Source organism: Pseudomonas sp. BT-42-2, assembly GCF_025847435.2.
Classification (GTDB): domain Bacteria; phylum Pseudomonadota; class Gammaproteobacteria; order Pseudomonadales; family Pseudomonadaceae; genus Aquipseudomonas; species Aquipseudomonas urmiensis.
Genome location: NZ_JAOYTM010000004.1, coordinates 159,656 through 186,014, shown reverse-complemented (window position 1 = coordinate 186,014; position 26,359 = coordinate 159,656). Strand labels below are relative to the sequence as shown.

General features: G+C 60.6%; 29 protein-coding genes. 2 read left to right on the top strand and 27 right to left on the bottom strand.

All coding sequences use genetic code 11. The features are described 5' to 3' along the window. Positions 1 to 308 precede the first annotated feature (308 nt). Together OIU19_RS03395 and OIU19_RS03390 are read right to left on the bottom strand one after the other, a co-directional pair. Positions 309 to 827, bottom strand: coding sequence for a DUF2514 domain-containing protein (locus tag OIU19_RS03395; protein WP_264233314.1), 519 nt, complete (start codon positions 825 to 827; stop codon positions 309 to 311). Further along, positions 824 to 1,246 (bottom strand): structural protein, encoded by a 423-nt coding sequence (locus tag OIU19_RS03390; RefSeq protein ID WP_264233312.1) that lies wholly within the window; start codon positions 1,244 to 1,246, stop codon positions 824 to 826. The genes OIU19_RS03395 and OIU19_RS03390 overlap by 4 nt, the downstream gene beginning before the upstream one ends. Positions 1,247 to 1,424: 178 nt before the next feature. Here OIU19_RS03390 and OIU19_RS03385 point away from each other — a divergent pair, with 178 nt between their 5' ends. After that, positions 1,425 to 2,288, top strand: a complete 864-nt coding sequence (locus OIU19_RS03385; protein ID WP_264233310.1) for a hypothetical protein — start codon at positions 1,425 to 1,427, stop codon at positions 2,286 to 2,288. 29 nt (positions 2,289 to 2,317) lie between these two features. Here the strand turns inward: OIU19_RS03385 and OIU19_RS03380 are convergent, their stop codons facing one another. The 6 genes from OIU19_RS03380 to OIU19_RS03355 are packed head-to-tail and all read right to left on the bottom strand — an operon-like array spanning position 2,318 to position 9,203. Beyond that, entirely contained in the window at positions 2,318 to 2,923 is a 606-nt protein-coding gene (locus OIU19_RS03380; RefSeq protein ID WP_264233309.1) for a tail fiber assembly protein, read from the bottom strand. Continuing rightward, on the bottom strand, positions 2,923 to 3,780 hold the full coding sequence (locus OIU19_RS03375; protein WP_264233308.1) for a phage tail protein: 858 nt from the start codon (positions 3,778 to 3,780) through the stop codon (positions 2,923 to 2,925). The genes OIU19_RS03380 and OIU19_RS03375 overlap by 1 nt, the downstream gene beginning before the upstream one ends. A gap of 14 nt (positions 3,781 to 3,794) precedes the next feature. Next, on the bottom strand, positions 3,795 to 4,670 hold the full coding sequence (locus tag OIU19_RS03370) for a hypothetical protein (RefSeq protein ID WP_264233306.1): 876 nt from the start codon (positions 4,668 to 4,670) through the stop codon (positions 3,795 to 3,797). Continuing rightward, entirely contained in the window at positions 4,670 to 4,984 is a 315-nt protein-coding gene (locus OIU19_RS03365) for a hypothetical protein (protein ID WP_264233303.1), read from the bottom strand. The genes OIU19_RS03370 and OIU19_RS03365 overlap by 1 nt, the downstream gene beginning before the upstream one ends. After that, positions 4,981 to 8,556: a phage tail protein gene (locus OIU19_RS03360; RefSeq protein ID WP_264233302.1), complete on the bottom strand. Its 3,576-nt coding sequence runs from the start codon at positions 8,554 to 8,556 to the stop codon at positions 4,981 to 4,983. The genes OIU19_RS03365 and OIU19_RS03360 overlap by 4 nt, the downstream gene beginning before the upstream one ends. A gap of 56 nt (positions 8,557 to 8,612) precedes the next feature. Beyond that, positions 8,613 to 9,203, bottom strand: coding sequence for a tail assembly protein (locus OIU19_RS03355; RefSeq protein WP_264233301.1), 591 nt, complete (start codon positions 9,201 to 9,203; stop codon positions 8,613 to 8,615). A 580-nt stretch (positions 9,204 to 9,783) separates the two neighbouring features. On the opposite strand from OIU19_RS03355, the gene OIU19_RS03350 reads away from it, so the two are divergent. Beyond that, a complete protein-coding gene (locus tag OIU19_RS03350; RefSeq protein ID WP_264233299.1) occupies positions 9,784 to 10,236 on the top strand; it encodes an aspartyl protease family protein in 453 nt (150 codons plus the stop codon). 217 nt (positions 10,237 to 10,453) lie between these two features. Here the strand turns inward: OIU19_RS03350 and OIU19_RS03345 are convergent, their stop codons facing one another. The 19 genes from OIU19_RS03345 to OIU19_RS03255 form a co-directional block, all read right to left on the bottom strand. After that, the gene (locus tag OIU19_RS03345; RefSeq protein ID WP_264233298.1) at positions 10,454 to 11,209 is read right to left on the bottom strand and encodes a C40 family peptidase; all 756 of its coding nucleotides are present in this window, start codon (positions 11,207 to 11,209) and stop codon (positions 10,454 to 10,456) included. A gap of 2 nt (positions 11,210 to 11,211) precedes the next feature. Next, entirely contained in the window at positions 11,212 to 11,961 is a 750-nt protein-coding gene (locus OIU19_RS03340; RefSeq protein WP_264233297.1) for a phage minor tail protein L, read from the bottom strand. 9 nt (positions 11,962 to 11,970) lie between these two features. Continuing rightward, positions 11,971 to 12,309, bottom strand: a complete 339-nt coding sequence (locus OIU19_RS03335; protein ID WP_264233296.1) for a phage tail protein — start codon at positions 12,307 to 12,309, stop codon at positions 11,971 to 11,973. Further along, positions 12,309 to 15,704, bottom strand: a complete 3,396-nt coding sequence (locus OIU19_RS03330; RefSeq protein WP_264233294.1) for a phage tail tape measure protein — start codon at positions 15,702 to 15,704, stop codon at positions 12,309 to 12,311. The genes OIU19_RS03335 and OIU19_RS03330 overlap by 1 nt, the downstream gene beginning before the upstream one ends. A 3-nt stretch (positions 15,705 to 15,707) precedes the next feature. Then, positions 15,708 to 15,959, bottom strand: coding sequence for a DUF1799 domain-containing protein (locus OIU19_RS03325; RefSeq protein WP_186555068.1), 252 nt, complete (start codon positions 15,957 to 15,959; stop codon positions 15,708 to 15,710). Between the two features lie 62 nt (positions 15,960 to 16,021). Next, positions 16,022 to 16,405 (bottom strand): phage tail assembly chaperone, encoded by a 384-nt coding sequence (locus OIU19_RS03320; protein WP_186554896.1) that lies wholly within the window; start codon positions 16,403 to 16,405, stop codon positions 16,022 to 16,024. Positions 16,406 to 16,414: 9 nt separating this feature from the next. Continuing rightward, positions 16,415 to 17,074: a phage tail protein gene (locus tag OIU19_RS03315; RefSeq protein WP_264233292.1), complete on the bottom strand. Its 660-nt coding sequence runs from the start codon at positions 17,072 to 17,074 to the stop codon at positions 16,415 to 16,417. Positions 17,075 to 17,112: 38 nt separating this feature from the next. Then, positions 17,113 to 17,541: a DUF4128 domain-containing protein gene (locus OIU19_RS03310; RefSeq protein ID WP_264233291.1), complete on the bottom strand. Its 429-nt coding sequence runs from the start codon at positions 17,539 to 17,541 to the stop codon at positions 17,113 to 17,115. Continuing rightward, positions 17,538 to 18,212, bottom strand: coding sequence for a hypothetical protein (locus OIU19_RS03305; protein ID WP_264233290.1), 675 nt, complete (start codon positions 18,210 to 18,212; stop codon positions 17,538 to 17,540). Before OIU19_RS03305 ends, OIU19_RS03310 begins: the two co-directional genes overlap by 4 nt. A 1-nt stretch (position 18,213) precedes the next feature. Next, positions 18,214 to 18,606 (bottom strand): hypothetical protein, encoded by a 393-nt coding sequence (locus OIU19_RS03300; protein ID WP_264233289.1) that lies wholly within the window; start codon positions 18,604 to 18,606, stop codon positions 18,214 to 18,216. Between the two features lie 3 nt (positions 18,607 to 18,609). Beyond that, positions 18,610 to 18,987, bottom strand: a complete 378-nt coding sequence (locus tag OIU19_RS03295) for a hypothetical protein (RefSeq protein WP_264233288.1) — start codon at positions 18,985 to 18,987, stop codon at positions 18,610 to 18,612. 3 nt (positions 18,988 to 18,990) lie between these two features. Beyond that, complete coding sequence (locus OIU19_RS03290; protein WP_264233285.1) at positions 18,991 to 19,431, bottom strand: HeH/LEM domain-containing protein; 441 nt, start codon at positions 19,429 to 19,431, stop codon at positions 18,991 to 18,993. Positions 19,432 to 19,478: 47 nt separating this feature from the next. Beyond that, entirely contained in the window at positions 19,479 to 20,456 is a 978-nt protein-coding gene (locus tag OIU19_RS03285; RefSeq protein ID WP_196184275.1) for a major capsid protein, read from the bottom strand. A 3-nt stretch (positions 20,457 to 20,459) separates the two neighbouring features. Next, positions 20,460 to 21,233, bottom strand: a complete 774-nt coding sequence (locus tag OIU19_RS03280; RefSeq protein ID WP_264233282.1) for a hypothetical protein — start codon at positions 21,231 to 21,233, stop codon at positions 20,460 to 20,462. Between the two features lie 80 nt (positions 21,234 to 21,313). Further along, entirely contained in the window at positions 21,314 to 22,057 is a 744-nt protein-coding gene (locus OIU19_RS03275; protein WP_264233280.1) for a hypothetical protein, read from the bottom strand. 39 nt (positions 22,058 to 22,096) lie between these two features. Next, positions 22,097 to 23,188, bottom strand: a complete 1,092-nt coding sequence (locus tag OIU19_RS03270) for a phage head morphogenesis protein (RefSeq protein ID WP_264233278.1) — start codon at positions 23,186 to 23,188, stop codon at positions 22,097 to 22,099. Next, a complete protein-coding gene (locus tag OIU19_RS03265; protein WP_264233276.1) occupies positions 23,115 to 24,566 on the bottom strand; it encodes a DUF4055 domain-containing protein in 1,452 nt (483 codons plus the stop codon). Before OIU19_RS03265 ends, OIU19_RS03270 begins: the two co-directional genes overlap by 74 nt. Further along, positions 24,566 to 25,894 (bottom strand): terminase large subunit, encoded by a 1,329-nt coding sequence (locus OIU19_RS03260; RefSeq protein WP_264233275.1) that lies wholly within the window; start codon positions 25,892 to 25,894, stop codon positions 24,566 to 24,568. The genes OIU19_RS03265 and OIU19_RS03260 overlap by 1 nt, the downstream gene beginning before the upstream one ends. Continuing rightward, positions 25,869 to 26,345, bottom strand: a complete 477-nt coding sequence (locus tag OIU19_RS03255; RefSeq protein WP_264233273.1) for a DUF2280 domain-containing protein — start codon at positions 26,343 to 26,345, stop codon at positions 25,869 to 25,871. The genes OIU19_RS03260 and OIU19_RS03255 overlap by 26 nt, the downstream gene beginning before the upstream one ends. Positions 26,346 to 26,359 lie beyond the last annotated feature (14 nt).

Sequence of the window (26,359 nt, the reverse complement as noted above, 5' to 3'; positions counted from 1 at the left end):
TATAAACGGCATAACAAATAATATCGTTAGAAAATATATAAGCTGTGCAATGTTTCAACCCTTGAGTATGCATCGGGGTATTAGCGTATCTAGGGGCTGCCACCGTATCCGAAGTATGGACTTAGTGCACCTAGCCAAGCAAGCCCCTTGAGCAATCCCCCCGGCGCGGCCGTCGTGCTACTGACCAACCGTGGATCGCCCTTCGCGCTAGAGAGAGATGTTCATCAGCGTTAAAGGGACTCAATGTTCCGCCGCTGGATCAAGCGAGGACGAGCCCTGGGAGGGCCACAGCGACAACCGTTCATAACCTATCTCCCCTCTCTTGAGATCACACTGTAGATAGATTCGCACGTCAGGCCGGCTATTCGACTTCGCTCAAGCGCTTTTGCGAGGTCTCCCGCCATTCGGTCAGACTCTTCAAGCAATCCCCCGAGCACCACGACGGCAGAGGCTTCTGCCTGGCGCTGCTGGGCAGTGATGGTGTCGCAGGTTGCTGCTCGGCCGTCGCGCAGTCGGGCGATTTCGCCGCGCAACCCGCCAGCAGCATACTCAGCAGCAACGGCGCGGCCTTGGGCCATTTCAAGTTTCTGTCGTGCACTCTCACCCTCCTCGTCCGCCACGGCCTGGCGGCGCTGTTCTTCTGTTCTGGCCACGGCGGCGGCGCGCCTGTCTCGCTCGGAGACCTGCAGGCGGTAGTCAGCCAGTTCGGTGCGCGCTGCACTGGCATCAGATTTCCCCGCTCCCACGCGAATTTCCTGGCCTCCAGCGACGATCACAAGGGCGATCAGCCACCAGCACCAGGCCGGTACCGCGCTTATCCAGGTCATTTCAACGCCCTGCGCAGGCCCTCAGCAAAGATTGCCGGCGGGTATTCGAAGTTGGCGTTCTCGTGTTTGATGATCGCTTGCACCAGGCCGCCCAAGATCTTGGGGTCTTTGATATTGGCGATTTGATCGGACGGGCCCAGGCCGCAGCGCTCAGCCACAGTGCGGATGTATGCCCCCGTGTCGTTCTCAACCTCGGGCGCCCACCGCTTGATGATGTCCTTGACGGTCCGCAGCTTGTGTTTGTTGTAGTAGGTCTGCAGCAGCTTGCCCAGGGCACGGATACCGTTCTCGGGGGTGTCGAAGATGACGAATCGGCCGCCCGGCTCTTTGCCAATCTGGCCAACCCAGTTATTGGCCGGGCTGTGATCGATGTTTCCAGGGTTGCGATTGCGCACTCCGCGGGGAAGCGAATGGGTCATGGGTTTTCTCCAGGCAAAAAAATACCGCCAGGCGGCGGACGTTGTGCGACTTTTACTTCAGGTAAGAGGGGGCGACGAGCGGTATAGGGTGAGTTTTTATTTAGCCACTAAGATACAGGCCGGCAGTACCTCGCAGTGTTACTCATACAATAGAAAACCAGATTAATAGCGAAATCTCATGATAAAGCACCCAATATTCAAATTCCAAAAAAAATCGCACGCAGAAATGATGCTTGACAACAAGATATTTCTGTCCAACATGGACCATTTCAGAGATGCCGCTAAGACCAGCGGACTTATCCATGATGAGTACGAAGGATCCACAATTATAGTTCAAGGTGAAAACGAAATCCTTTTTCAAGTTCGAAATCGCCTTATATACTGCAGCACATCCCACTTTCTTTCCGACTCCTTGTTTTGGGCGCAAAGTGAAGGTAAAGAATGCTGCATAATGATTACTGACCCTGATGAATTTTACAGACGCGTTTCAGCTGCCAAAGACATCAGGCTACAGAGGGAGTATTCTGGTCCTTGCGAGTATGTAGAGCGCATCGAAGAAGTTATTCAAAGGTACGAAAAAATAATGCCAGATAGGCTGGCTAAGAAAATTTGTCGCCAAAAACATATAAAATTTAAAGATCAGAAAGAAACCAGAGGTATATGGATTCCGCCAGAGCCGATATCCAAAACGTGCATTGGACAGACACTAACTGTAGAGGTAAGTGACTTGCTTGTATGGATGGACTTCTCCTCATTTGATGAAGAAAAATTCAGGCAAGGAGCACAAATTCTGATCACAACACACTTGAAATCAGGGGAATCCTCTTCGTTTACCGCCTCCTACCCTAGGGAAATCCTATCCCCTGTCATATACAACGATCCGGAGCCTATGCTCGGTTACTTGGTTGCCTCTAATAGAATTGACGGAGGCTTTGCTAGCGGATGCGAAGGAAGTGGTTTCATGAGACTAGGCGATAGATCAGTCGTCTGTCCAAATATTCTGGCAAACATAGAGAGAATTGAATTTAGCCAAATTCCGTAAAGCACTACAATTATCTGCCTTGCGCCCTCCTAGTAGGGAAATGATGGCCAAATAATTTCAACCGGGTAGCCTTCCTGCTCGGGAAGTCGACTGAGCGCGACCCGGTACTTCTTCCAGAGCTTCAGGAGAGCATCTTCCTCTGCGGTGGCATCTTCTAGGTCAACGGCGTCCTGCAGCGGTGCAATAGCGCTATCGGCTACCTGACGGAGCCGGGCTGTTTCAGCCTGGGCGGCGGCGAGCAGTTGTTCGGCCGCTGCCGCGACCTTCATCTCAGCGGTGATCTCCTGCGACCAGTCAATCAGCCCGGTTGCGGCGGCCTGCGGGTCAGTGATCTCCAAGCCCGGTAACTTTATTGCGCCATCCGCGGGACCAGTGATGTCGAGAGGAAAGCGAGCTGCCTCCGGCGAGTCATCCCAGCATGGCAGGATGAGCTGCACCACCAGCTCGCTACCTGATCGATAGACCGGCGCAAGAATCACATCGCACGCAACAGCGCCTGCAGGAAGTGATGCATCCACGCCGAGCGGCGAGAAATCAAACATGACGTTGTTGATTGTGAGCGCGTCGCCACTCTTGATCACCTGAAGGGTAGTGTTACGTGAGAGGGGGGACGAGGGCGTGAGCTTGATGATCATTAGAACCATCTCCCTATAGCGACGACGTTGACGATACGGGTGGCTGCGGTTTGGGCGGTGTTGCTGAGGAAGAACAGCCCGGCCTGTGTTGTTCCATTGTTGCCGGATGCGGCACCGCTAGACTGGTTAACTTGCGCCACGGGAATGACAGACGGCGTCGACACGAAGCTAGCCGGAAAGACCCAAGTTGTCTGGCCCGATCGGTATCCCCCGAAGTGAGCGAAATCTATAACAACCGCAGTCGCCGTAATGATGGCAGAGCAGATGAGGGTGCCATCAGCGTACTTTGTGTATTCGCCGTTTGCATTGCTACCGCGCTCAATGATTGCTCCATTGGGAGCGCCGCCACTCATGCTGACCGGGCCAACAATGGCCGCCACCGCAGCCGCACCTAGCCCCAGACCGGCTCGCGCGTCTACCTGGGTCTTTCCGCCAGTCCCCCCCTGCGCGACGCTGAGTGCTGTAGTCAGCCCCGTCACCGAAGTGATATCGCTATTTGCGCCACGTTCCGCTGCTCCGATGTTCTGGCGCAAGACTGGGGCTGTAGTGGCGCCGCCAAACAAAGCCAACGTGGCGCCGAACTGGTCGACCAGCTGCCGCAGGCGATCAGCCGATTCCTTCACATAGCCCTGCATCGGCGCCAAACCGTATGCGCCAGCGCTTACCGTCGCGCCTTGGTAGGCCGGCAGGATGCTCAGCACAGTACCGCTCGCGATGTTGGTGACCTCGTACCAACGGCCATCCGGCCCCTGGAACGCATCCCCTACCCGCGCATTCGTGGAAAAATTGGTGCCGGTACCGGTCACCGTATTCTGGCCAGCCGTGATCGCCACGCTGCCTACTCTGTACCAGGGCATGGGGTACTCCGATTTCAGTTGAATGGAAAAGGAAGGTTGTCAGTGCGTATTACCAGCGCTTCCGGGTATCTGTCTGTGGGGATGCCGTAGTAGTGGTTGTAGGTCACAGGCGCGCCCCAGTACATGGTGGTTCTGGCGGCATCACACGACATGAAGTAGATCCCGCCGTTAGCGCCATAGGCTCCATCCATATGGGCCTGCTGAGCGGCGTACGCCGGGAATGGATTTCCAGGTGATGACATGCCATCCATCATCCCCTGCCCAAAGCTGCGCGAGAACGTGGTGGAAGTGGCAAACTCCCCGCTCCCTACCGCGATGAATACGCGTGAAACGCAGTAATACGGGCCTGAGTTGATGAACCTTGTGGCCAACCGCGTTGCGCCTACAAACGGCACGGCGTAGTTGGCTATGCCATTGGCAATCACAGGGGCAGGCGGCGCAGGGGCTCGAACGGTAGCGACGATGTTGAGCGGATACTGCAGCGAATTGAATGTCAGCGTGCCGTCTTCGCTGTAACACTTCAGTCCAGCGCCACTAAGCGTGTTCCTCATGGTGTCGAAGTAATAGAACTTCGTCGATGGACTGGCCCCGATGTAGTAGAACGTTGTGGTATTGCCAGCTCTGGACGATCCGCAAGATATTCCGGACCCGACAATAAACACGATAGGGGCAATGGCGCCTTCAACGCTGAATCCATGGATAGCATCGGAAGTCGATGACTCGCTATAGCTGCTCCCCTCATTGGGTGGAAGGTTGGCTGACCTGTACGACAGCCTTGGCCAATTGAGCAAGTAGGCCAAGTTTCCGCTTTTCAGCAGTCCGTAGGTGATCTTCTCTGTGTCGAAAAGGAGAGAGCCGTCCTCCTTGTAAACCTTCAAGCCTGCTGACATCAGTGATACCCGTAGTGAATTCGGCAGTTGAGCGAGTAAAACCCCCATCCTCCGGCGTAGGAGTACTGCCAGGACAGGGTTGCGGTGGTTGCTCCCGGTGTGAGCGTTACGCCAGGGCGCTTGCCGAGGTACTTGTTCTGCGCCGACAGCTCGGTGATGGCGTAGAAAAGTGTCTTCCCCGCCGGCGCCAGGGGAATCGAGAGCGACCCGTTGGCCGCTCCCGTGTCCACATAGCCGAGCATCTGGCTGATCGAGCTGGTCATGTCGAGCAGGAGCATGCCGCTCGGGTCGTAGACCTTGAGGCCTGCTGTCATACGTTCACTCCCAGGTCGATCGCCAGGTTGCCGTTGGCGTGATAAATCCGCAGCCGCTGGTTGTTGATCAGCAGGCGGCCCTGCCCCGCCACCGTGCCGTTGATCTCGAACGTGCCGCTCTTGTTCAAGATCCATCCCTGCTGGCCGGCAACGTAGTTGGTCGAGCTGATGAAGTTGCCGATCTTGGCGTTATTAATCGAGCCATCCTCGATGAACGTTGGGCCCAGGAAGTTCTGGCCGTTCTTCATGATGAAGGGGTAGTCCAAAGCGCCAGCCGTGGTCGGATTGGCGAAGGCGATCTGGTTGGCCGTGAACAGCAGCGTCGATTGAAGGCCCCCTGGCCCGTTCTCGATACCGGCCCCGAGTCCGGCGTAGACGTACTGGCCGTTAGCGTTGATCTGGAACTTCATGTTCCACATCAAGCTGAGATCGCCGGACAAATCAGCCGTGACCTTCGAGGTCTCCTGAATGGCGGCCGTATTCTGACCAACCGTCACGCCCATCTGAGAGATCTTCTGGGCCGTCGCGCTCTCGTTGGTGGCCACCACCCGCTCAAGCTGGGTAATGTTCGCTTCATTCGAGGCGACCTTAGCGTCAAACGTGGTCAGTCTTTCGGCGATGGCCTCGCCCTCTGTCGCCCTAACCCTGCTCTCAGTAGCGATCGCGGCAGTGCTGTCCCAACCTTTGAGAGCATCCGCCAGGTCGCCCTCGCCATTATCATCCCGGTACGCAGCGCGCAGCGCTTCGAAAGCGGTTGCCTGGGCCGTGACTACGCCGTCCAACTCGCTAATGTCCGCCGTGTTGGTTGCCACCTGCTGGGCCAAGCCGTTGGCTGTCTCCAGCGACTGGCCAACATCGATCCAGTAGCTGACGTTCGGCGGCGCATTACCACCTTCCGGGTCTGCTGGTACGTCGTGCACAGCCTGGTAGATCCTGCTGTTAACGACGACCATCTCACCCGACTCGTAAGCCTGCTCTGGAACGTAGGCCTTCAGGCCATCCAGAGCATCGATCTGCTCCTGCAAGCCTGGGATCTTCTCGATCTTCTCTAGCAGATCCTGACCCAGCTCACTTTCGGTGATCTGGCCGCTGATAAGTTCGAGAATCGGACCGGCGTCTGAACTGGACTGCCCGAGCACACCATTGGCGACCGGATACCACGGGCCGATGTTGCCCGTGCGATCAACTAGGCGTGCCCAGAAGAAGAACGTCACGCCAGCAGCGAGCCCCTGCATTGCGTACTCGGTCTGCGGATAGGCCAGGTCTGCCAGCTTGGTGGCTGTCTCAAGGCTGTTGTTTGGGCTGTACCAGATCTCGGTCCGCTGGGTATCTTCAGCACCAGGTGGAATGCCCCACTTCAGCGATATACCGAAGATGAGCGACGTAGCGGTCAGGTACGTCACCGACGGTGGCAAGCCCTCCTTGCCCTTCAGCTCCGTCAGCATGGAGTCGCGCCAGGTCGACGTGATGTCGAACGAGCTGACCGCACGTACGCGGGCTAGGTAGGCACCCGCGTAGATCCCCACCACGTCGACGGATGTCGCCCCGACGCGCTGTAGGCGTACCCAGTTGCCGTTGTCCTTGCGCCATTCCACGTCGTAGGCCGCGGCGCCTTCCACCGCAGGCCAGGCAATGGTCATGGTGCTGACCGCGATGCCCTGGGAAATGGCATGGGCCGAGGTCAGTGTTACGCTGGCCGGAGGTGGCACGGTAGTGATCGGGATCACGCTGATTGGGCGCTCTTCCAGCTTGGCACCGGTGTCGATCGCTGCGAACTTGCTCGGGTTGAACTCGAGCGCGGTGATCTCGTATTCACCCTCCTGAGTGCGGGTGGTCTTGAGCACCCGGAACAGCTGGATGGCCAGGTCGTCGTAGTCGATCGCCCATTGCAGTTGCGGTTCAGGTTGCACTCTGTAGGAAGTGGTCACTGTCACTGCCCGGCCATTCACCGACTGCACCGTACGCGCCTGGGCGGAGCCGTTCGGCAGGTTCAGGATCAATCGGTCGCCGGCCTTGATCGGCGTGTCACGGTCCAGGGTAATCACCCGGCCGGCAGCCGCAGAGATCCGGCCACCATTCGGTCGACCAGCGACCAATTCATCAGCAACGGGGATCACGAAGCCCGGTAGCGGAATGCGGCCCTCCATACCGGTCTTGAAGGTAACAGTGCGGTCCTGGCTGTTGCTGAGCAGCGCCCACTTACCGCGGCGCTGGGCTTCGGACGCACGGGTGCAGCCGATGGCCGACAGTTCAATCGGTCGATCCCGGTATCGGCGCTGAAGCGCGTTGTCGGTCACCGGGATCACATCGGTGTCGTAATTGTTCGCCGGGTTGTCGTAGCTGACCAAGGCCCGGCTGTAGTGGGTGTTCCGCTCGGCACCGCCATAGACAAAGTCGCCATCGATGACGTTAGACCTGGTGAAGACGTAGTCCATGTCTTGCGCACGCGGCATATCCGCCTGCATGAACAGAGCGCCGTGTGCCCAGTACACCATGCCACGGTAAATCGCTGACAGGTCACGCAGCAGCGTCCAGGCCTCAGCCCTACCCTGCAGATTCATATCGCAGAGAAAGCGCGGCTCCACACCACCAACGCCGTTCGGCACCATTTGGTCGCAGTACTGGGCGATGCGGTACATCTCCCACTTGTCGACCATCCACGGCTTGATGCGCTTGCCCAGGCCGAAACGGTCTTCAACGCACAGGCCGTAGGTCACGAACGCCGGGTTGTTGGTCCAGGCCTGCTTGAACGTGCCGTCCCATACCCCGGTGTAGGTACGGGTCACCGGATCGTAATTGCTCGGTACCGGCCAGCGCTTGGCTTTGCACTTCACAGTCACGGACGGGATGTTCTGGAACTGCTGGGCGTCGAACTCTATGTACAGCAGGGCAGTGTTCGGGTAGCGCAGCTTCTCGTCAATGATCTCCGTATAGCCAGCGATCGTCATAGTGTCGGCTACGGTGCCGCTGTTCTGGTTCGGCGTGATCCGGCGGACGCGGAACATCCAACCAGAGGTTGCCGCCGGCAAATCCACGCTGACTGAGCGCTGGTAGCCGTTGGTGGTCTTGCCATTCACGGCGCCGCGGTTGGCCTCAACGTAGGCGCCGCCATCGGTCGCGACGTCGATGGCGTACTCAATGCGGTAGCCGTTGGTGTTGCCGCTACTGTCCTGACTGACCAGCCGTGGCCAACTGAAACGAAGGCGCAGGCGCGACAGCTTGGTGTTGCTCAGAGCACGGGTGAATGGAGCATCGCTACGCAACTCGACGTTGACCGTGGTGTCGCTCTCGATCGCCGGAATACCCTTGATGTATTCCTGCTCGACAATGCCGCGGCGCCACTCCCATTTCACGCCAGGAAAGTTCACGTTACCGCTGGCGTCCATGATCGGCGTGTTGTCGAGATAGATATCGCGGTCGGTCGGCGTACCGTCAAACTCGCCCTCACCAACGGCCAGAAGAATACTGGCTATGTTGGTCGACTGTAGAGTGTCCGGCGCCTCAACTGGTGTTTTCGGCTTGCTGCTGCCGCCTTTTGCCCCAGCAATATCGAGCTGCTGTGCTGAGCCCATGCTTTCCTCCGGGCATAAAAAAGCCGCCCCAAAGCGGCTTGTTCGCTGGTACGTTGCTACTTCTTGTCTTCGGCCCGAATCGACGCAGAGATCACCGCCCCACCCCATCGGCGCTCGCCGATGCAGATAGGGACCGGGTTGCCGCTGGCAGTGGTGTTCCGCGCTGAACCGAATGCGTAACTTGGCAGGTTTTCCGGTGCTGCGCTTTGGGAGAGGCCTTTAGCCTGGGGGCTGAGCATCTGGATGACACCACCGGCAACCAAAGATATGCCAATAGGCATGAGGACCTGAAAACCAGGGATGAACGATGCTGCGATCAGAATTGCTCCCACCACAGTCTGCAGTATGCCTCCGCGTTTGCTACCGGCGACAACCGGGACGATTCGGACCTCTCGCACTCCGCCTCGGTCAAACTCGTCCTGTCCAACATTCCGACCGTTTCTGAAAATAGCGAACTCCATTCCCAGCCGGTCGAGTCGCTTGATCTCCTCCTCGAAGCCAGGGATCGTAGCCTTTAGCGCTTTGAAGACCTCCCATGACTTACCAGTTTCCAGCAACCGTCTATGCAGTCGGCCGAACTTCACGGCGAGCGATCCAGAGAGTTTGATTGCGGTTAGACGTTCATAGTGTGCTGCTGTGGCGGCCATTTTTCCTCCAGACGCAAAAAAGCCGCCCATAGGCGGCTCTCATTATTCTTAACTGACTAAAGGCAGGATTTCACTGCCCCCTCAATGGCGCTTCGGCCCAGCCCAGGCGACCACGCCATGCGTTGCCGTAGAACCACGTAGCTGCCCGTCGGGGTCCTTTTGATATCGAGAAGTTCGTCTGCCATATTGCCGCTGGCAACCCACAGCCTGTACCCGTCTTCCGTTTCCACCATGGACGAGTCTGCGCGCGCGGCCTGCCATTTTGGGAAAACGCAAAGCGCGTAGCGCTTGGGATCCTTTCCCGTAGTCGAACTTATGCTGGGATTGTTCCTTTCCAGATCGCCAGGAGATACACATCCCGCCAGCAGCGCCAACCCCGCCGCCCCAATCAGAATTCGCATGTGATCCCTCCCTGAAAACCGCGACTGTAGCAGCGAGGCTGGCCAGGTATCCAGTGTGGATGAAAAGACAGTAACCGGTTCGCCGACCGCCGTAGTAGCGTTGCGACATCACTGCGTGCTGGGCACCAGTAGACCGAATCAATCATGGAGCTGGATCGAAAGTGCGACCGAGAGCAGTTGTGGATGACAATGTCGTAAGGGTTAAGTTTTTGAATGACGATGGCTCGCTTTCCGAGCTTCCCCAAGAACTCGATCTCAGGCCGGTAATTGAGATCGAGGTAGAGCACTTCACACCAAATGGCTTGACCACATCAAAAGCCTTGGCTTTGATGGACACAGGGGCCGACCATCGAGTAATCGACAGCGCTTTTGCTGAGCTCTTACAACTGACGCCTGCTGGCACAACCACTACTTCCGGAGTAGGCGGCTTCGTCGACGTCCGCCACTACAACATCGGCTATAGGGTAAAAACGAACGGCGCCGTCAAAACTCTCCAGGGTGCCTTCGTTGCGCCTCCGCTAGCGGCAACAGGGCGAAAATATCAAGTTATTCTGGGAATGTCCTTTCTTCAGAAAGGTCGACTAATCATGGATGCCCAAACCCACGATTATTTGTTTGAGTTTTCCGATTAACCTAGCCGTGTAGCAAGCGCAGCATCCCGGTCTTGGGTTGAGATGACGGCATGACATACTTGGTTTTCAGGTTGATACGCAGTTCTTACTGGGCGGTCCACCGCAAAACCAGTTGAATTAGCTCTCCAGTCATCTCCACACAAGACCTTGCAGACTCTATTGAGATCCAGATTCAGATCGCACTTCTTCCGCACTGTTGACTCCTCAGACACTGTGCTCATTTAACGTCTCGATGCCGCAACACGAGGCGCGTCCGGTCGAGCCATGGCCCGCCGAACACGATGATTTCTGATGGCCTTCCGAGCAGGTGGTGCAGCATGAAAGGGCCAGGGCCGAAGACCTGGGCATGCTCCTCCTGTAACTGGGCGTCGGTGCCCAGGTAGATGCCGGCATGGTTGGGATGAGCCGTACGCCCGACGGCCATGACGATCATGTCGCCGCGCTGCGGCTTGCTGACCTGGTAGAAGCCAGCGGCCTCGTAGGCCTGCTCGTAAAGGCTCGGGCCGTCTGCCTGCTCCCACCATCCCTCTTCCCTGGCGTAAGCGGGGAACAACAGGCCCCACTCGCGCTTGTACCAGTCCGCGCAGACCTGCCAGCAGTCCCAGGCCCCATGAACGAAAGGCCTACCCAGCAGTGGCGTGTGGCCGGTCGGGGTGATAGTGCGCAGGTCGCCCTCTGGCCACGACAGGATGTACCAGGGCAGGCCAGTAGCCTCGCACATGGCGAGATCACGCGGCGACGGCCTACTGGTGGCGTCAGGGTGCGAGTGCACGATACCGATCACCTGGCCCTGGTCCTCGGCGACCGCATACTGCTCCGGCGAAATGCGGAACTCCTCGGCCGGCTCGGTGGCGGTGTTGTCGCATGCTAGGTACCGTTGGGATCGGCCCACGGCGAGGATGAGCCCGCAGCACTCGCGCGGATACTCTGCCGCAGCGTGCGCTTGCACGGCGGCAAGGATGTGTTTGCGCATGGTCAGCTCCGTGCGATCAGGGAAACGGCCGGGAAGCCACCAAAGGGCAACTGGTTGCCCTGGCCAAAGCGAGCTGTGCAGCCTGAGTCCAGGCAGCCATTGCACTGGTCCTTGGCTGGGTCGTCCGTAGGATTACCGTCGAGATCGAAGTAAGGGCCGGTGTAGCCGCAATTCGGGCCGCGGTATCCGGCGGTCATAGCCCAGTGACAGAGCTGGGTCATCTGCCTGCCAATCGTTTCTCCGCCGACATCACCAGGACTGGCCAGCTCCCACGCAACCGTGGTGCCGTTCTCGGAAACCTTCTGGTCGATGTACCAGACCTCGATCGCTTCCTCGGAGGGATCAGCCTCGAGGTTCCCATCAGGGAAGTTCGAGGCGTCCAAGTATCGCGCCATGGTGTGGCGCATCGTCAGCTTGAACTCAAGCAGGTCATCGAACGCCAAGCACAGTGCCGTGATCCGCCCTTTGACGTTGCCCACCGACAGCGTGGGCCGCACTGCGGTACCGTCGGAGTTTGCCTCGATACCCTCGATCTGCATGGGCCAGGCGCCGTATTCATTGCCCTGCCACCAGATCGACTTGGCGGTTAGCTGGTCAGCATTGGCGCCGGCAGTCGCCAACTCCTGTGGCGTGTGCGGTATCGCATGCCCATGGAACCGCAGGATGTCGGCACCAAAGTCCGAGCCATCCAGCTCGAACAGCAGCACCTCGCTGCCGGGCTCCAGGGTCTGGATGTCCTTGATCAGTGACATGCTTGTTCCTTATGGGTGGAAAGCCCGCTCGAAGGTAGCGGTGACCTTGAATCGGCCGCCGCCAACAGGGGTGGGTTTGGGGTCAGGGCAGGTGAACAGCCCAAGATCGCCGAGCGGCGTAGACCAGAGAAATGCCTTGGCACCACAGTGCCGGTCGAAGAACTCCATGACCTTGCGGACTTGAGCCTTCGTCCCGGTCACGGTGACTGGGTAACTGTCCTCTTTATTGTTTGGCCCATCGCCCACCACCTGCCGGTAACCGCCACCGAATCGCGATTCGCGAACCCGGTAGTTGATGTCAGGCGTTTCGCCGCGCTCGGTCGGCCAGCGGAATGTTTCGATCGCCATCAGCGTCTCCCTTGGGTGTTGCGGTAGCTAACGCCACCAGGGCGCCACGAATCGGCAACAGCCTTCTCGGCCGCAACTTGCATCTGCTTTTGCATGTTCTGCTGTAGCAGGGTCTGGTCGAGGGCCAGCCCCTCATCGCTGCGGTCTGGAATGCTGATGCTCACCGGAGCATTGATCGAGATCGATGTACCGCCACCGTTTCCGCTCGACATAGCACGAACGCCGAGGTTTCCGTCGGGGGTCCTGGTGAGCGGCATGATCGCCTCAGGCCCAGCCTCGCCGAACACCCCAGCCCCTTTCGCGAATGCGAAGAACTGCGGCGTGTCGTGCACCTGGTTGCTGAATTTCGACAGGCTCGGTGAGTCGTAGACACCGCCTTTGGCGTTGGGGACAAATCCGCCCTCGCTGAAACCACTCGTGCTCACCGTCTGACCACCGGGGGTAAAGTAGGCTCCAGCTACAGAACCCAAGATGCTGCCGGCGATACCTGCTATAGCCCTTTGCGTGGCAATCCGCGCCATATCCGCCAGGACCGACTTGGTGAAGTCTGCGAACGAGAACTTCCCCGTCATCGCGAAGTTCACCACCGCGTCTTCCATGGAGCTGAAGGCATTGGTGAACAGCGTTCTGGTTTGGCCCGCCACGTCCCGCGCCTGTTCCAGATAGTTCTGGAAGGCCGAGGATGCGCCATTGCGCCAGTCGCCCTGGGCCTGGGTCATAAGGTCGTAGTTGGCGATGGTAGTTTCTTGCAGGTCCCGCTCGGTTTTGCTCAGGGCTGCCAGCTTCTGGTTGTACTCATCGAGGCTCATGCCGCGGGAGCCATCACCATACTGGTTGGCCAGGTCCAGGCGCTGCTGGTTGATGCGGTCGGTGATGCCGTTTTGCTGATCTTGCAAACTGCGCTGGCGATCGCCCAACCCGAGGCCCTCGGCAGACCGCTGCCCCTGCTTGCGCAATGCCTGCACCTGCTGATCAAGTGCGCTGGTGTAGGTCTGCACCGCCTGAGCCTGCTTGCGCAGTCGACCTTCCTCGTTCGAGGCCAGTACGGCTAACTCCGAGTCGGCATCCTTCTGCGCCCTGACCATGTTGGCCCGCGCGTCGGCAATCTTCTGGTCCAGCTGGATGCGCTGCTGGGCTGTGGTACTGCTGCGCCCTTTGGCTTCCTCCAGCGCCTTTATCTCCGCCTCGTAGGCATTGGTGACCTCGGCCTTCTGCTGCTCGATGATCGCGGCGCGCTGGGCAGCGTACGAGTCCTGGGAGATGATCCCGGCCTTCTGCGCGGCATCCAGCTCCTTCTGGTGGTTCTTGTACTCGGCCAGGATGGCGGCCAGGGCGTTCTTCTGGTCGTTGAAGCCGGAGAGGTCGACGGAAGCGGTTCGCCCGCCGGTGTCCTTGAACTGCTTGGCGATGTCAGCCTGCACCCGGGCGATGTTCTCGGGTTTCAGCCGCTCATCATCCGGATTGACCTTGCGGATCGCTTCGAGAGATTTGCTGTACTCCTTCAGCGCATCAGCTCGCTTTTCAGCGTTGGTCCTGGCGGACTTCTCCAGAGCGTCGATCTTACCGATCGCCACTATGGCCGCCTGCTGCCGCTGGGCGTCGAGCTCCTGTGCCCGCGCGATGGCTTGCTGTGTGTCTCGCTGCTGGATGAGTGCTTTGAGCTCAAGGTTGGCGTCGGTCAGCTTTTTCTGTGCTGCGGTGTCGTCAGGATCACCATTCACCGCACTCTGCGCCGCTGCCAGACGTTGCTGCGTCTCGACGATACGGCTAGCAATATCCTGGTCACGACCGATGTTCTTGACCGAATCGACCGTTGCAGCGACCTCGCCCCGCAGTGCCTTCCAGCCGCGCTCCCAGATCGAGAGGTTTTCGGTGACTTCTTTGCTGCGGTTCTTGATGGTGTCGACGTAGGTATCAGTGAGCAGCTTGGCGGCCTCGATCGAGTCGCCCTGCTCCTTTAATGCAACGATCTGCGAGTAGGTCGCAGCGGTGAGGAAGTTGTACTGCTCGTTGAGGTCCTTGGCCGCCGTCACCGGGTCTTTGCCGATCTTCACGAACTCTGCGACGGTGTCCTCTACGGCCTTGCCGGTTGCCGATCGCCACTCCAGTGCAGCCTCGGTGATCTCGACGAAGCTGGCAGAGGCTACTTTGCCGCTGCTGGCCAGCTGGGTGAGCACCTCTGCCGCAGCGCCGGTGGTGCCAACAGTGGCCGCGACCTCGCGCGCCATCCCGGATAGGCGGTCCGACGTAGTGCCGGCGGCATTGCCGGTCGTGATCAGCGCCTTCTGGAATTCGACAGCCTCTTCGCTGCCGGAGTAGTAGGCGTATCCAAGCACTGCAACCGCTGCAGCTGCGACGGTAAACGGGTTCACCAGGCCCAAGACATAGCCGCCGAGGGCCTGCACAGCCGGTCCGATGCCGCCAAACATGTCCTTGAGCTGCCCGCCCTGCTGCAACGCAACCATCATGATCGGCTGACCGGCCACGATGGATGTGAAGATATCGGTGAACTGCGCAGGAACGCCGCGTAATGCCGCAGCCGTGGCTTTGGCCGTCATGCCGGTCTTGTTCAGTGCGGTATCAGCGCTGCCCAGCGCGGTACGCGCTTGGTCGATCTTCGCCTGGTAGTCGCCGAACGTCTCCGCATCGAGCGCGCCACTGGTGCGGAAGCCCTTCAGCTTCTGCTCCATCTGGTCCAGGCGGCTCATTGCTGCGACGGTCGGGTCGATTTTGCCCAGCAGTTCCTCAAGCGCCTGACCTTCTTCCCGATGCGCGCCGGCGGCCTTCTTCGCCGCCTCAGCCTGACGCTCCTCCGTGGCGATGAGGGCCTGGGCCCGGCTGTTGATGGCCGCCTGACGGCTGGCGCTGTCCGACAGCACGGCATTCGCCTGGGCGGTGACCTCGGCGCTCTGCTCGGTCGCCCGGTTCAGCGACTGAACGTACTGGCTGGCCTCCAGCGAGGCCTTGGCCACAGCCAGAATCCTTGCCTGCTGCTCGTCGGCAGATTCGGCAGCGCGCCGTCCGGCCTGGGCACCGGCGTCAGTAGCGCTGGTCAGCGCTTCCTGCACCTTGCCCGCCTGCGCGGCCTCAGTCCGGAAAGCCCCCATGTTGGCGGCGGCGCTGCTGAACGCCGTGGATGCGTTGGTAACGGCTCGCCCCACGGTCGCCATTTGCTGCGCCAGCTCTGTCTGCTTGGCGTTGAGCGCCTGAAGCTCCTGCACGATCTGCCGGGTGTCACCCTGCAGGCTGCCCAGAGCAGTCTCCCAGGCACGCCCAGTTCGTCCAGCTGACTCTTCGCTGCGCTTGCCGGCATCCGTCAGCTGGTCGAGGTTGTCCTTGGCCTCGACGGCATCACCGGAGTCGATCTGAAGACCGAGAGAGGCAATGGTGGTCATGATCTACTCCATCGATTCGGCCATGACGGCCAGGGCCTCAACCTCCATGACGCGGAGATCGGGGAAAATGTCGGTGAGGTCGCGGCGCTTGATACCGAGCATTGCGGCTGTTGCGGGAATAGCGGTGTAGTCCAGGCCGGACGGACCGCCCGAAGCCACCCGCCACTGCGTGGCCAGGGCATCGAATAGGCGGAAGGCTGGCCAGGCGTCGGGCCATACCTCCACTTCCTCCTCTTCGATGTCTTCTGGGGTCAGCCCCAGCGCCGCCAGTTGCTCGGCGGACGGACCAGACTCATAGCAGGCCCGGGCCGCCGCCCTCAGTTTCCCAGGCGGGCCGGGCTGTAGGCGGCCTGGTAGGCGTCGATGACCGCCTTCGGAGCGCCGGTGCAGGTGCGCACCAGGTCAACAATGGCCTCGGCACTGAACTCGTCCTCCAGATCCCAGCCAGTGACGATCTCGCCCAGTTGCTCGGCCTGCAGAGCGATCTCACCGGTGGTGACCTCCTCCCACGTCGCCCCGTCCTTATGGGCCTTCTCCGCCCAGGCATCGCGGGCCTTGTTCCAGCGGTCGAACATTGCCGACAGGGCCACGCGGTTCATGTAGCGGAACTGGAATTCCACCGGCGCCGGCTCGGCGCCAATTCGCGGAACCTGCACCACGGCAGCGAAAGTGGGGTTCTGCGCGATTTTGATCTTCGCCATGAGGGTTCCTTATGCGCCGGCCAGAATGCGAACGGGACGGCCCGACAGCGCGATGCTGATGGTGCGCGTCATGAGGTTGTTCCGGTCCATGGTCGGGGTGGTGGTGATGCTCACGTAACCTGGATAGAGGATTTGGTCGCCACCTGGCAGTTTGAGACGCACCACAACGAGCTCCTTGCTGTCGCCGTAGTTTTCGACCAGAGCGACGTAGGCGGCGGCCGGCTGATCTTCGACGGTGATCGACAGTGTGATCGGGTTGCGGTTGGTCGGGAACTGGCGGTCATCGTCATCTTCCAGATACCCCACGGTGAGGTATTGCTGCTCACCGCCAGCCGAGGTGAACGCGGTCACCTTGGAGATCTGTGCCCAAGCGGTCACGGGGAGGACCGAGCCCACGCCGGCGCCAGGGGTGTACTTGTCCGTATTGGTGGTGTTGAGGCCTTTCAACGCGAACGTGTCGGCAGCCACGTTTGCGGCACTGACAGCGCGGTCGGCGATGAGCGCCCAGCCGGAGCTGACCAGCATGACGTCGCCGTTTGTGATGTCGTGATCGGCAGCGGTGGCCACCGGTGGCGCGGCATTGGTCAGGGCGGTGAAGGCGACGGCTGCGCCGAAAACGCTGGCGATTTCCAGCACGGCGCCGTTCGGCAGCGGGAATTTTGCGGCCATGGAGTGTTTCCTCGTTGTTGCCGCCGGGCGGCGGTTGGTTATGCCCCAGCGGGCGGTTGGTCCGCGACACCGCGGTAGGTGAAGCTGGCCGGGACCGTGTAGGTCGCCGACTCGGTGATGGTTGGGCCCTGGTCAACTGGTTCGGTGACCAAGCCCTCGAAGCCGTTGCGACTGAGTTCCGAGTCCGCCCTGAAGAGGCTCGAAAGCTCGTCCACCAAGGCCTCGGCTGTAGCCAACGGCTGGCCCGCCGGGCAAACGATGCTCACCTGGTAGACGCCGGTGTACTCGTAGGCATCGCTGCCCAGATAGCGACAGGTGGTGCCCGCTGGCAGTTGGAACGCCTGCAGGTAGGTTTCGTCGGCCCCGGCCACGAACCCCTGCTCGAAGTTCGCGACCCGGATAGGGCGCGCCGTGGCCCAGGCCATCAACTTGATCTCGATGGCCTGCCTGACTCGTGCTTGGCTCATACGCTGTTGTTCCTGATGGCTTCGTCGACGATGTGTTGGAAGTTGGCCAGGGTTACCCTGACCATGCCGGCCGGAGCCTGCGTTGAATGTCCGTACTCGAGCGGAATGGCGTAAGGCAGGTTGTTCACGATGTACGCCGTCTGGCCGATGGTCAGCGCCTGCACTTGGGTGATGAGCGCGGTAATGGCCTCGCTGCCCGACGGGTCTATGCGGTCGAGTTCCTCTGTCGCGGGTGAATCGATGGAGAACTGCCAGTTGCCCCGGAACCGTCCGCCGACGTAGCCCTGACCTGCAACCAACCCGTTCACAGCGAAGTTCTGCACACGCTCGGCCTTGGTCAGGGGCTTCGCGTACTTCACGCCCTTACGCAGCTTGCCGGCCTTGGTGAAGTTGTCCTGGTTCAGGTTGATCAGGGTGTTGCGCACCGCGACCTTGAAGTCGTAGTCATCAGCGGCTTTGTTGGCCCTAGCCCGGTGGGCCACGTTGGCCGCCCATAGCTCAGGATTACCTACAGGCGACATGCGGATAACACTGCTGCCGATCTCGATCACGATCTCGCGGAAGGTCGCGTCCAGGGCTTGCTCCGCCTGCTCGGCGAATGCCCGGATAGCCTCAGCGAAGCCGCCCTGTTGCCCGCCGTACCGATGGGACATGTGTGAGCCGCGCGCCATGTCACTTCCTCAGCTGAATAGTCCAGGTCGCCTGCGCCGGGTCCTCGGAAACGTTGAGCACGCGGTAGCCGCTCACCTGGTCGCCGATCTTGGGCGACGCCGGAACGTCGGTGACGCCGCCAACCTGACCCTCGAAAAGCTCGTTCTGGAGCACCAACAGCTTCACGTCCTCGGTTTGGATGCGTGTGCCGTCGATCTCCTTGGCCAGATAGCTGCCGAACACGCCGCGCCCGGTGTAATGGATGGTCGAGGCCGGGACGGTGCCGCCGATCTCGGGGTCATATCCGCCCTTGACAGTACGGCTCCCTGCAACAGGCTTCACCGCATCGGCCAGCCCGTCAGGATCATCAAACGCTTCCGCCAGGTCTGCCTGGATTTCATCGCGCATGCCCATAGGTCATGTCCTCTTGAGCATCACGGTGCCAGAGCGGCGAATCCATGGAGCGATGAGGTCGAGGGCGAAGTTTTCGCCAGCGGAGCGGTCGACGGAGCCCACGACGTAGGTCTTGCTGGTCGAGGTGCCAGATTGGGCCGACACCGACTTGCTCTGCACCTCGCGCTGGGTGTCCTTGTAGAGCTTGCCGGCTGCAGCCAGCTTGGCCACCTGCGCGCCGGCAGTCACGATGGCATCTGGTACCGGCTCCGGCACCAGACGCTTGATCTTGGCCGTGAGCCAGGCATTTGCCATGGAGACGGCGAGAACCGCATCACCGTCGCCTGCCCAGCCCTGCCCGAGCGCCTGGTCGACGTCAGCAACGGTGATGAAGTCGGTCATGGCTTATTCCTTCGACGGGATGAGGGCCTGCAGCTCGGGCTTATTGAGGGCGGCGTCGAAGGTGACGCCCTGGGCCGTCAGCCAGGCTTTCAACTGCGGGACCTTCATCTTGTGCGGGTCGGTCTCATCGTCGCCGCCGCCCTCGTCCTCGATCGCTTTGTCGATCTCCGCTTGGCTGCTGACCGAGGCATAGCCGTTCGGCGGGTAGGCCGACGCTTTGTAGCCCTGCTCCAGCCAGTGGACGATAGTCGGGCCGTCCAAGCGGAGACCTTCCTCGATCTCGCTCACGCTGATGCCCTGGCGCTTGTACGCCTCGCCGATGTGCGGAGCATCGCCCTGCACGGACACCGAGGTCGCGCCGTCGATCACGCCGAAGAACTGGTCCAGGCGGCGATAGCAGGTGCCGCGCTCGCTGCCCGGAGTGTTGGTGTAGATGACTTTCATGCAGATCTCCTGCGCAGGGCGCCAAGCCGGCGCCCCGCATCATGGGGTCAAGGGGTGGCGGTACCGCTGATGACTGCGGCGAACGGAACCTGCTTGCGGTCGAAGACGCGCTTCCAGTTCGCTGCTGCGGCGTACTGGGCTGCGGTCGGGCTGAGGTTGCGGTTCTCGCTGCCCTGCCAGCTGAAGCCGGCCGGCTGGAGGATGTAGGTCTTGCGCTCCCACAAGACCTCAGCGCCACCACCGTTGCCGCCATCCGGCTTGCGCTGCATCTCGACCGGCATATGCGGGGTGCCCTCGCCATAGCCAAAAGCACCCTGGCCGAAGAACAGCGACAGATACTGGCCCGGCGCGTACGTAAGGGCGTCGTCCATGAACACCGGCTTGCCCAGGTAGGTCGCCAGGATGATCTTGCCCTGCGAGTCGCGCAGGTACTCGATCATGTCCTGCTTCACCATCTGGTTCATGACGACCGAGTGCACACCGATCGCGGCGAACATGTCGGCGGCGTCACCAGCGGTGAAGGCAGCGTCTTGGAAGGCGTTTGCGCTGATCGATGCGCCGGCATCCTTGACCATGTCGCCGCCGTTGTTGGCGATGTTGGACGCAATCACGCCGCGGGCCGCCCCCATCAGGTAGCGCTGCCACTGACGGGTCCAGTAGGTGCCGAAGCGGTTGCGGATGTGCTGCATCGGCTCGGAGTTGGCCAGCTCAGCAGTGAGATCGGAAACGCCGTAGCCCTTGTTGAGATACAGGGTCCGGGCACGCATGCTGCCCTGCTCAGCTTTGCCAACCTCGCCCAGATCGTCTGGGTCATCGTTCGAGATGTTCGGCGCCTCATCGGCGTCGAGATCCTGCCAGTAGCTGATCTCGGAAGTGCCTTGGCCGTTCTTGGCGATGCCATCCAGAGTCGCGGAACGGGTGATGATTCCCGACTCATAGACGGCGGTCTTTTCTGGGGAGTTTACCGGCTCCAGAGTGCCGTAGTAGTCGGCAACGAAGATGTCCGACAGTTGGGTAGATGCCATGGGTTAGGTCCCTCGGGTGGCTTGGAGTTTTTTGAAAGCGTCGGGGTTGTCGCGAGCCATCGCAGCGCGCTCGGTCTCGGTGTACTCGCCCCATTTCTTCGTGGCCTTGCCACCGTTGTCGCCGGTCTGCCCGGCACCCTGAGCCCTTGGCCACAGGTGGGTAGCGGTTTCGCGCAGCGATTCCGCCCATTCGAGGGGAGACAGCGGGGTCTTGCCGTCCTTCCCGTACACGACTTCGCCGGCACGGTCTGTGGCAATGGGCTCCCCGTCTTCGCTCAGTTTGAAGGTGCCGCGGGCGCGGAGGATGATGTCCTCTGCAGCCTCGGGCAGCGCGCCGGCCTTGATGGCGGCAGCACGGATGGAGTCAGTCAGCACCTTGTCGCTGTACTTGGCAGCGAACGCTTCGGCCTTGTCCGCACGCTCGTTGGCGGCCTTGACCTGCTTGTCCAGGTCGGTGCGCAGGCGCTCGGTGCGGCGGCTGATGACTTCGTCGAGCTTGCCCTCGGCGATCAGCTTGGTCTCTTCGTCCTGACCTGCCTTGGCCAGCAGACCTTTGACCGCTTCGATGTCCAGGCCGTCGAACTGGCCCTTCAGCTTGTCCAGTTCGGTCTTGATGGCCTTGTTGGAGCCGATAAGCTCGGTGTTTTTGGACTTGAGGCCCGAGACCTCTCCGTCCAGAAATTTCTGCACCTCGCCGCCAAGCGCTGCCTTCAGTGCAGCGGTTTGGGTCTCGTCGAGGGTGAGGCCGTGGGCGGCCGGGTCGAAGTCAAAAGGCATGTGGCTATCCCCTTGGGATTGGTTGACCCGCCTTGCGGGCATAAAAAAACCCGCCGGAGCGGGTTTTTATGGAAAGGGCACTATTTGTCGGTCTGGTGCAGCTCTTTGAAAAATTCTTGATCATCCTTGAGCTTTCGCTTGCCATCTTCGAGGGCTTGATCTCGCACTTGCCGGATCTGAGGGCGTGACAACTGTTCAAGGATATACGCTGGCAGTGGCTGACAGACCTCATCATGAGCGAGCTTTACCACTAGCGTGGCGCCATCTGATATCAGCGTGTCAACAGCCATGAAGTAGGCCTCGTTGACGCCATAACTCATATCTCTCGGCTGAAGGCCTTGCTGCTTCACCGCTTCGAAAACCGAATCCATGAACCAGCTCGAGAATTTCTCAAAATTCCCAGCATCTAGATCTATGACTTGTTGAACATCGCCCCGCTCGAGCTTTGATGGAACGCTGAAGCCTGCTTTGTCCTTGAAAAAGTCAGGCAGCGAAAGGACTACACTCTTAAGCTGCACTTCTGCACCAAGCACTGTGACCGGTATCAGCCCTTCTGATACCACCCTTACCCGCCACAGCTTTTCAGCCACCTTTTCGACAAGCGATGTGAAGATCCGGTCCTTACTGCGCTGGAAGTAGAATTGCCACATAGCAAAACCTAAAGCAGCCATGGCCCCCAGCCCTGAAACCCAATCACCCAAGCTTCCCAGGTTAGGGACGAAGCGCACAGTGGATGATGGATTAAGATTTATTCCTACAACTAGTCCGAAGACCCCGCACAACGCGCACACAGCCAGAGCTAAGCAAATCGCCAACCACTTCATGGTTCCATCCTCAAAAATCAAGGATGGCACTTTAACACCTCAAATTCCTGCACGCAGGAACGCCAATGGCTCCAGCTCCTTTAGCTGGTCGAGCGTCAGCGGTTTGAAGTTCTTGTCCAGTTGCAGAACGGCGAAACGCTCCGCCGTCAGCCCGCCATCGCGGAACAGCTTGCCGCGCACCAGCCCCAGCGCGGCGTCTTGGAACGCCGCAGGCTGCGTTTTCAGCCATTGGTAGTAGCTAAGGCTTGCCGAGACCTGTGCGCCGCCATTTGCGCCAACGGAGGAACGCGTAGCGCCCTGCCCGAACAGCGCCGACAACCTGGTGATCGGCGTGATGGTCGTCCGGCAGTGGATGTGGAACGGCGGCACAGGCCCCTTGCCCATCTCGTACTCGCGGCCATCCAGGCTCCGGCACTGCACACTGGTTTTCCGGTCAAGCGTGGCGACGATCCGATAGCTCGGCACCACTTCGGCATTGGCCTTGAGCGTTTCCATGCGTGCGGTGGTGGCCACATGCTGGACTGCGGTCTGGACTACTGCCCGGGCGCTCCGGTTCGTGACCGCCAGCACGCCGTCCGTGAAGTTCTGCGCCGCAGTACCGCGCACGGCCTGGGTGATCTCGGCATTGGTCTGGCCCTGCACGACACCCATCCGGATGGCGTTGGTTACCCTGTCGGCTTCGGTGCGGGTCCATCCGCTCAGGAAAGGCTTGAGCAGCTTGCCGCCGTCGACCCCGGCTACCTGCAGGGGCTGCGTGTTGATCGCCGCCCTGAGCAGCGAATCCGCCGGCATCGCCGCGTCGATCAGCAACGCCTTTGCCAGGCTGCGGCCCTCAAATGCAGCCTCGTACTGCGCGATGTCCACCAGGTCGGATTGCATCCGGTCGCTGAAGGCCTTATAGATCTCCAGCAGCTTGCCGCCCACCCGCCCAAGAAAATCCTCAAGCCGGCTCCGGCCGTAGGTGGTCAGCTCCTTGCGGGTGAGCTGGTCACGGACATGGCTGTCAGCCCTGCGCAGGTAGGTCTCGAACTTCTTGACCTCGCCAGCCTTGAGTCGCTCAAGCAGCACCGAGTGGCGGCTTACCTGCTCCAGCAGCTTCTCGTCCGCCGTTTGGTCCGGTTTCGTCGCCATCGTCTTTGTCCAGGTTGACGCCGCCCGCGCCGTGGCTGTCGCCGATCAGTTCGGCTTCTTCGTCGTAGGGGCGCTCGGGAAGCTTCCCGGTGGTGAGGTACTGCCAATAAGTCTCGGCGCTGATGGTGCCGGCCATGACGCTCTTCTGCAGCTCGGCGAGCACCTGGGCGTTGACCTCTGGGATCACGAACTCAGGCTTGACCGTAAAGACGACCTGGTCCGGGTCGTAGCCTGTCCACTCCGCCGCATACCGCAGGGCCTGCTCGATGGCGGCGGCTGCAGTGATGACGATGCTGTGCAACGTGGCGTGCTGGTCGTTCTGGCGTGTCTTGCGGGCCTCGCCCGACTCGGTACCTGACACGTCCATGACCTTGGCGCCTGCCTCAAGGGCGGCGTTCTTCTGGTCTTCCATCGCCGTGCGGACAGCCTGGATGCCGGCGCCCTGAAACTCCAGGTAACCGCACGACCCACTGGGGCCAAGGTCCCAGGCTGCAGATGGCCCGGTCACACTGAGCTCCACGCTCTCGTCCAGGCCGGATACCCACGGCTGCGGGTGGCTGGTCTGGTGCAGCGCTGTGAAGTAGTCGGCGCTGAGCTGGTAGGACTTCAGTGCAGCCCGTGCCATGGTCAGCAGTGGGATCTCGTCCACGTCCGGCGAGTTGTCGGTTGAGCCGCAGTAGATGACCGGGATGTAGTCCAGGCCGCGCACCAGGTTGTTGCTACCATCGACGGTACCCAGTGGCCGGTCGTCCTCGATCAGCTCGCCAGCCTCGTTGCGCACACCTGTACGGCAGACCGCGCCGTCCATGTAGAACTCGCGGTAGACCGTCTCGCATTCGTGGCTGTAACGATCCTGCTCCTTGCGCCTGAACTCGCGGAAGACGGATAGCACCAGGTCCTGGCGGCCACCTTGGTCAGCGGTGTCCCAGTTGATGGCGTTGCGCACTGCGTAGGTAGCGAAGTACGGCTGGCCCGCGTCATCGATGTTGACCACCAGCGGCACCCGGCCATGGGAGATGGCCTGGCGCACGATCCGCAAGAACAGCTGGGTCAGGCCGAAGCCATCAGCCGTGGCGTTGTCCTCTAAGCCCTTCAAGCCCGCAGGTAACTTCACCTCGGGGATCAGCCGCGAGACCAGGCCCATCATCGAACGCAGTGAGTCCCGCACCCAGTGCTCATACTGGGCCCGGGCGGTGTAGTTCTGGTACAGGTATGCATTGCCGGCGCCGTCCAGTTTCTCGGCCTCGGTCATGCCGCTGGGCTTGGGCAGGTTGCGTGGGCTGCGCTTGATAGCGACCTCGCCCTCCAGGGCGTCGTCCATCATCCGCCACTCTTCGATGTGAGCGTCGTAGTCTGGGTTGGTGGATTGAACAGGCATTACGCCAAACCTCCGATGCGGCGGGTGCCGGCGGACTGAGTCTTGATCGGGAACCGCTTGGCGATGAAGTAGCCCGCGGCGTCGTTCATGTGGTCGTGCCCCTTCTTGGGGTCCTTGTCCGGCTCACCCTTGTCGGTGTAGGTCTGCCGCTCCAGGCACTGGGTAAGCTGCGGGCATTGGTCAATGTTGACCTTCAAGCGCCGCTCCCCGTAGGTGTTGAGGAACATGGAGTTGACCGCATTGATGCGGTCCTTGACTCCGGGGTTCTGCGAGTCGACCACCACTGTGAAGCCGGCCTTCTTGAGCAGGGACAGATCCGATTCGCTGGCGTTCTTGCTGCTGGTGTTCTGGCCGCTGGCGTCTGGGTACACAGAGACGCTGTGGCCGGAGAACCGAACCTTGATCTTCTCGATCATCTCGGGCGTATCCCGCACCGAGTGGAACTCATCCAGCGCCAGCGGCAGGCCGTCCCGGACCACGTACACGACCGCGGCCATCTTCATGACGTTGAAGTCCATGCCGATGTGCACGGCCTCGCCCGGCTTGACGCGCTCGCTGGTACGGCACTCGACTCGGTCGAAGGTGTAGTAGACCACCCCTGCGTAGTTCTCGAACCCAGCCTCGTATTCCTGGCGGAACGTACGCGGGTCCATCTTGCGGCGCGCGGCGTCCAGCTCTTCGGCCGGGACGTTACCGCCCTGCAGCGAGGTGTACTGCCAGCTCTTGTGGTCTTGCTCTCCGCCCGGCTGCCCATCGCGATAAGTGTCGTAGCAGTGGTTGAAGCCCTTCGGAGTGCCGATCCGCAGCGCATGCCCGCCCTTCCTCGACTCCCCTGTCTGGGGGATCGTGTACTGGCAGGTGGAAAGCATTGGCCTGAGCACTTCTTCCCAGGCCGCCCACGGGCAGTCCGCCCATTCATCCACCAGGACGAAGAACAGACCGGAACCCCGCAGGTTGTCGTAGTTGTCGAGACCGACCACACGCATGATGTGGCCGGACTTTAGGGTGATCGAGCACTCGGTCTCGTTCGGCCGGGCTGCGCGCCAGGCCTCAGGTATCGCCTGCTTCAGCCGGCGCCAGAAGACCCGCTTGGCCTGCTTGAACGTCGGCGCGCCATACCAGATCTCGTCCTCAACGCTCACGCCCCACTCAGCAGCCAGTCGGGCCGCGCGGCGCATCTCGGCCTTGCCGAGGAACGTCTTGCCGAATCGGCGCCCGCACACCGCATCACGGAACCGCGCCTCAGGCTGAAAACCCCAGACGTAGATGTTCGCCTGCTTCGGCGTCAGCTTCACCGGCGGGTCATAGGTACGGGGTAGTCGGGACATTCTCGTCTGGCTCCAGCGTGTACTCAGCAACGGCGTGCTGCTGGTCCGCCTGGGAGCCCAGGGGCTTGTCGGGTTCGATCTTGCGGTTGACGTACATGTCGCCGCATTCCTTGGCCGCTTGTTCGTACAGCTGGGCTGTCAACGCCAGGTTGCGCATGTTCTCGGCCTTCTCGGCCATCCTACTCAGGCCGCGCAGCCGGTAGGCCCGGTTGGCGATCGGGATGTCGCTGGTCTCCTCCCGAAAGCGCGCTCGACACTCGTGAAAGTAGTCCTTCCACTTTTGGGCAAGGTCCCGGCCAGAATACTTCGTCGGGTCATACCGCTCGCAAAGCTGGCGAGACACCTCGACCCCGTATTGATCCTTGACGGCCAGAGACACCTGAGTCGGTGTATCGAAGCAGGCCAGGGCCTGAACGATGAAGGCCTTCACCTCATTTTTCAGGGCTGCCATAGATTTGGGTTCCG

What these genes read in the sequence shown, in the direction of transcription:
- OIU19_RS03395 (WP_264233314.1), bottom strand. Translation starts at nt 827, where the DNA reads ATGACCTGGATAAGCGCGGTACCGGCCTGGTGCTGGTGGCTGATCGCC.
- OIU19_RS03390 (WP_264233312.1), bottom strand. Translation starts at nt 1,246, where the DNA reads ATGACCCATTCGCTTCCCCGCGGAGTGCGCAATCGCAACCCTGGAAAC.
- OIU19_RS03385 (WP_264233310.1), top strand. Translation starts at nt 1,425, where the DNA reads ATGATAAAGCACCCAATATTCAAATTCCAAAAAAAATCGCACGCAGAA.
- OIU19_RS03380 (WP_264233309.1), bottom strand. Translation starts at nt 2,923, where the DNA reads ATGATCATCAAGCTCACGCCCTCGTCCCCCCTCTCACGTAACACTACC.
- OIU19_RS03375 (WP_264233308.1), bottom strand. Translation starts at nt 3,780, where the DNA reads ATGCCCTGGTACAGAGTAGGCAGCGTGGCGATCACGGCTGGCCAGAAT.
- OIU19_RS03370 (WP_264233306.1), bottom strand. Translation starts at nt 4,670, where the DNA reads ATGTCAGCAGGCTTGAAGGTTTACAAGGAGGACGGCTCTCTCCTTTTC.
- OIU19_RS03365 (WP_264233303.1), bottom strand. Translation starts at nt 4,984, where the DNA reads ATGACAGCAGGCCTCAAGGTCTACGACCCGAGCGGCATGCTCCTGCTC.
- OIU19_RS03360 (WP_264233302.1), bottom strand. Translation starts at nt 8,556, where the DNA reads ATGGGCTCAGCACAGCAGCTCGATATTGCTGGGGCAAAAGGCGGCAGC.
- OIU19_RS03355 (WP_264233301.1), bottom strand. Translation starts at nt 9,203, where the DNA reads ATGGCCGCCACAGCAGCACACTATGAACGTCTAACCGCAATCAAACTC.
- OIU19_RS03345 (WP_264233298.1), bottom strand. Translation starts at nt 11,209, where the DNA reads ATGCGCAAACACATCCTTGCCGCCGTGCAAGCGCACGCTGCGGCAGAG.
- OIU19_RS03340 (WP_264233297.1), bottom strand. Translation starts at nt 11,961, where the DNA reads ATGTCACTGATCAAGGACATCCAGACCCTGGAGCCCGGCAGCGAGGTG.
- OIU19_RS03335 (WP_264233296.1), bottom strand. Translation starts at nt 12,309, where the DNA reads ATGGCGATCGAAACATTCCGCTGGCCGACCGAGCGCGGCGAAACGCCT.
- OIU19_RS03330 (WP_264233294.1), bottom strand. Translation starts at nt 15,704, where the DNA reads ATGACCACCATTGCCTCTCTCGGTCTTCAGATCGACTCCGGTGATGCC.
- OIU19_RS03320 (WP_186554896.1), bottom strand. Translation starts at nt 16,405, where the DNA reads ATGGCGAAGATCAAAATCGCGCAGAACCCCACTTTCGCTGCCGTGGTG.
- OIU19_RS03315 (WP_264233292.1), bottom strand. Translation starts at nt 17,074, where the DNA reads ATGGCCGCAAAATTCCCGCTGCCGAACGGCGCCGTGCTGGAAATCGCC.
- OIU19_RS03310 (WP_264233291.1), bottom strand. Translation starts at nt 17,541, where the DNA reads ATGAGCCAAGCACGAGTCAGGCAGGCCATCGAGATCAAGTTGATGGCC.
- OIU19_RS03305 (WP_264233290.1), bottom strand. Translation starts at nt 18,212, where the DNA reads ATGGCGCGCGGCTCACACATGTCCCATCGGTACGGCGGGCAACAGGGC.
- OIU19_RS03300 (WP_264233289.1), bottom strand. Translation starts at nt 18,606, where the DNA reads ATGGGCATGCGCGATGAAATCCAGGCAGACCTGGCGGAAGCGTTTGAT.
- OIU19_RS03295 (WP_264233288.1), bottom strand. Translation starts at nt 18,987, where the DNA reads ATGACCGACTTCATCACCGTTGCTGACGTCGACCAGGCGCTCGGGCAG.
- OIU19_RS03290 (WP_264233285.1), bottom strand. Translation starts at nt 19,431, where the DNA reads ATGAAAGTCATCTACACCAACACTCCGGGCAGCGAGCGCGGCACCTGC.
- OIU19_RS03285 (WP_196184275.1), bottom strand. Translation starts at nt 20,456, where the DNA reads ATGGCATCTACCCAACTGTCGGACATCTTCGTTGCCGACTACTACGGC.
- OIU19_RS03280 (WP_264233282.1), bottom strand. Translation starts at nt 21,233, where the DNA reads ATGCCTTTTGACTTCGACCCGGCCGCCCACGGCCTCACCCTCGACGAG.
- OIU19_RS03275 (WP_264233280.1), bottom strand. Translation starts at nt 22,057, where the DNA reads ATGAAGTGGTTGGCGATTTGCTTAGCTCTGGCTGTGTGCGCGTTGTGC.
- OIU19_RS03270 (WP_264233278.1), bottom strand. Translation starts at nt 23,188, where the DNA reads ATGGCGACGAAACCGGACCAAACGGCGGACGAGAAGCTGCTGGAGCAG.
- OIU19_RS03265 (WP_264233276.1), bottom strand. Translation starts at nt 24,566, where the DNA reads ATGCCTGTTCAATCCACCAACCCAGACTACGACGCTCACATCGAAGAG.
- OIU19_RS03260 (WP_264233275.1), bottom strand. Translation starts at nt 25,894, where the DNA reads ATGTCCCGACTACCCCGTACCTATGACCCGCCGGTGAAGCTGACGCCG.
- OIU19_RS03255 (WP_264233273.1), bottom strand. Translation starts at nt 26,345, where the DNA reads ATGGCAGCCCTGAAAAATGAGGTGAAGGCCTTCATCGTTCAGGCCCTG.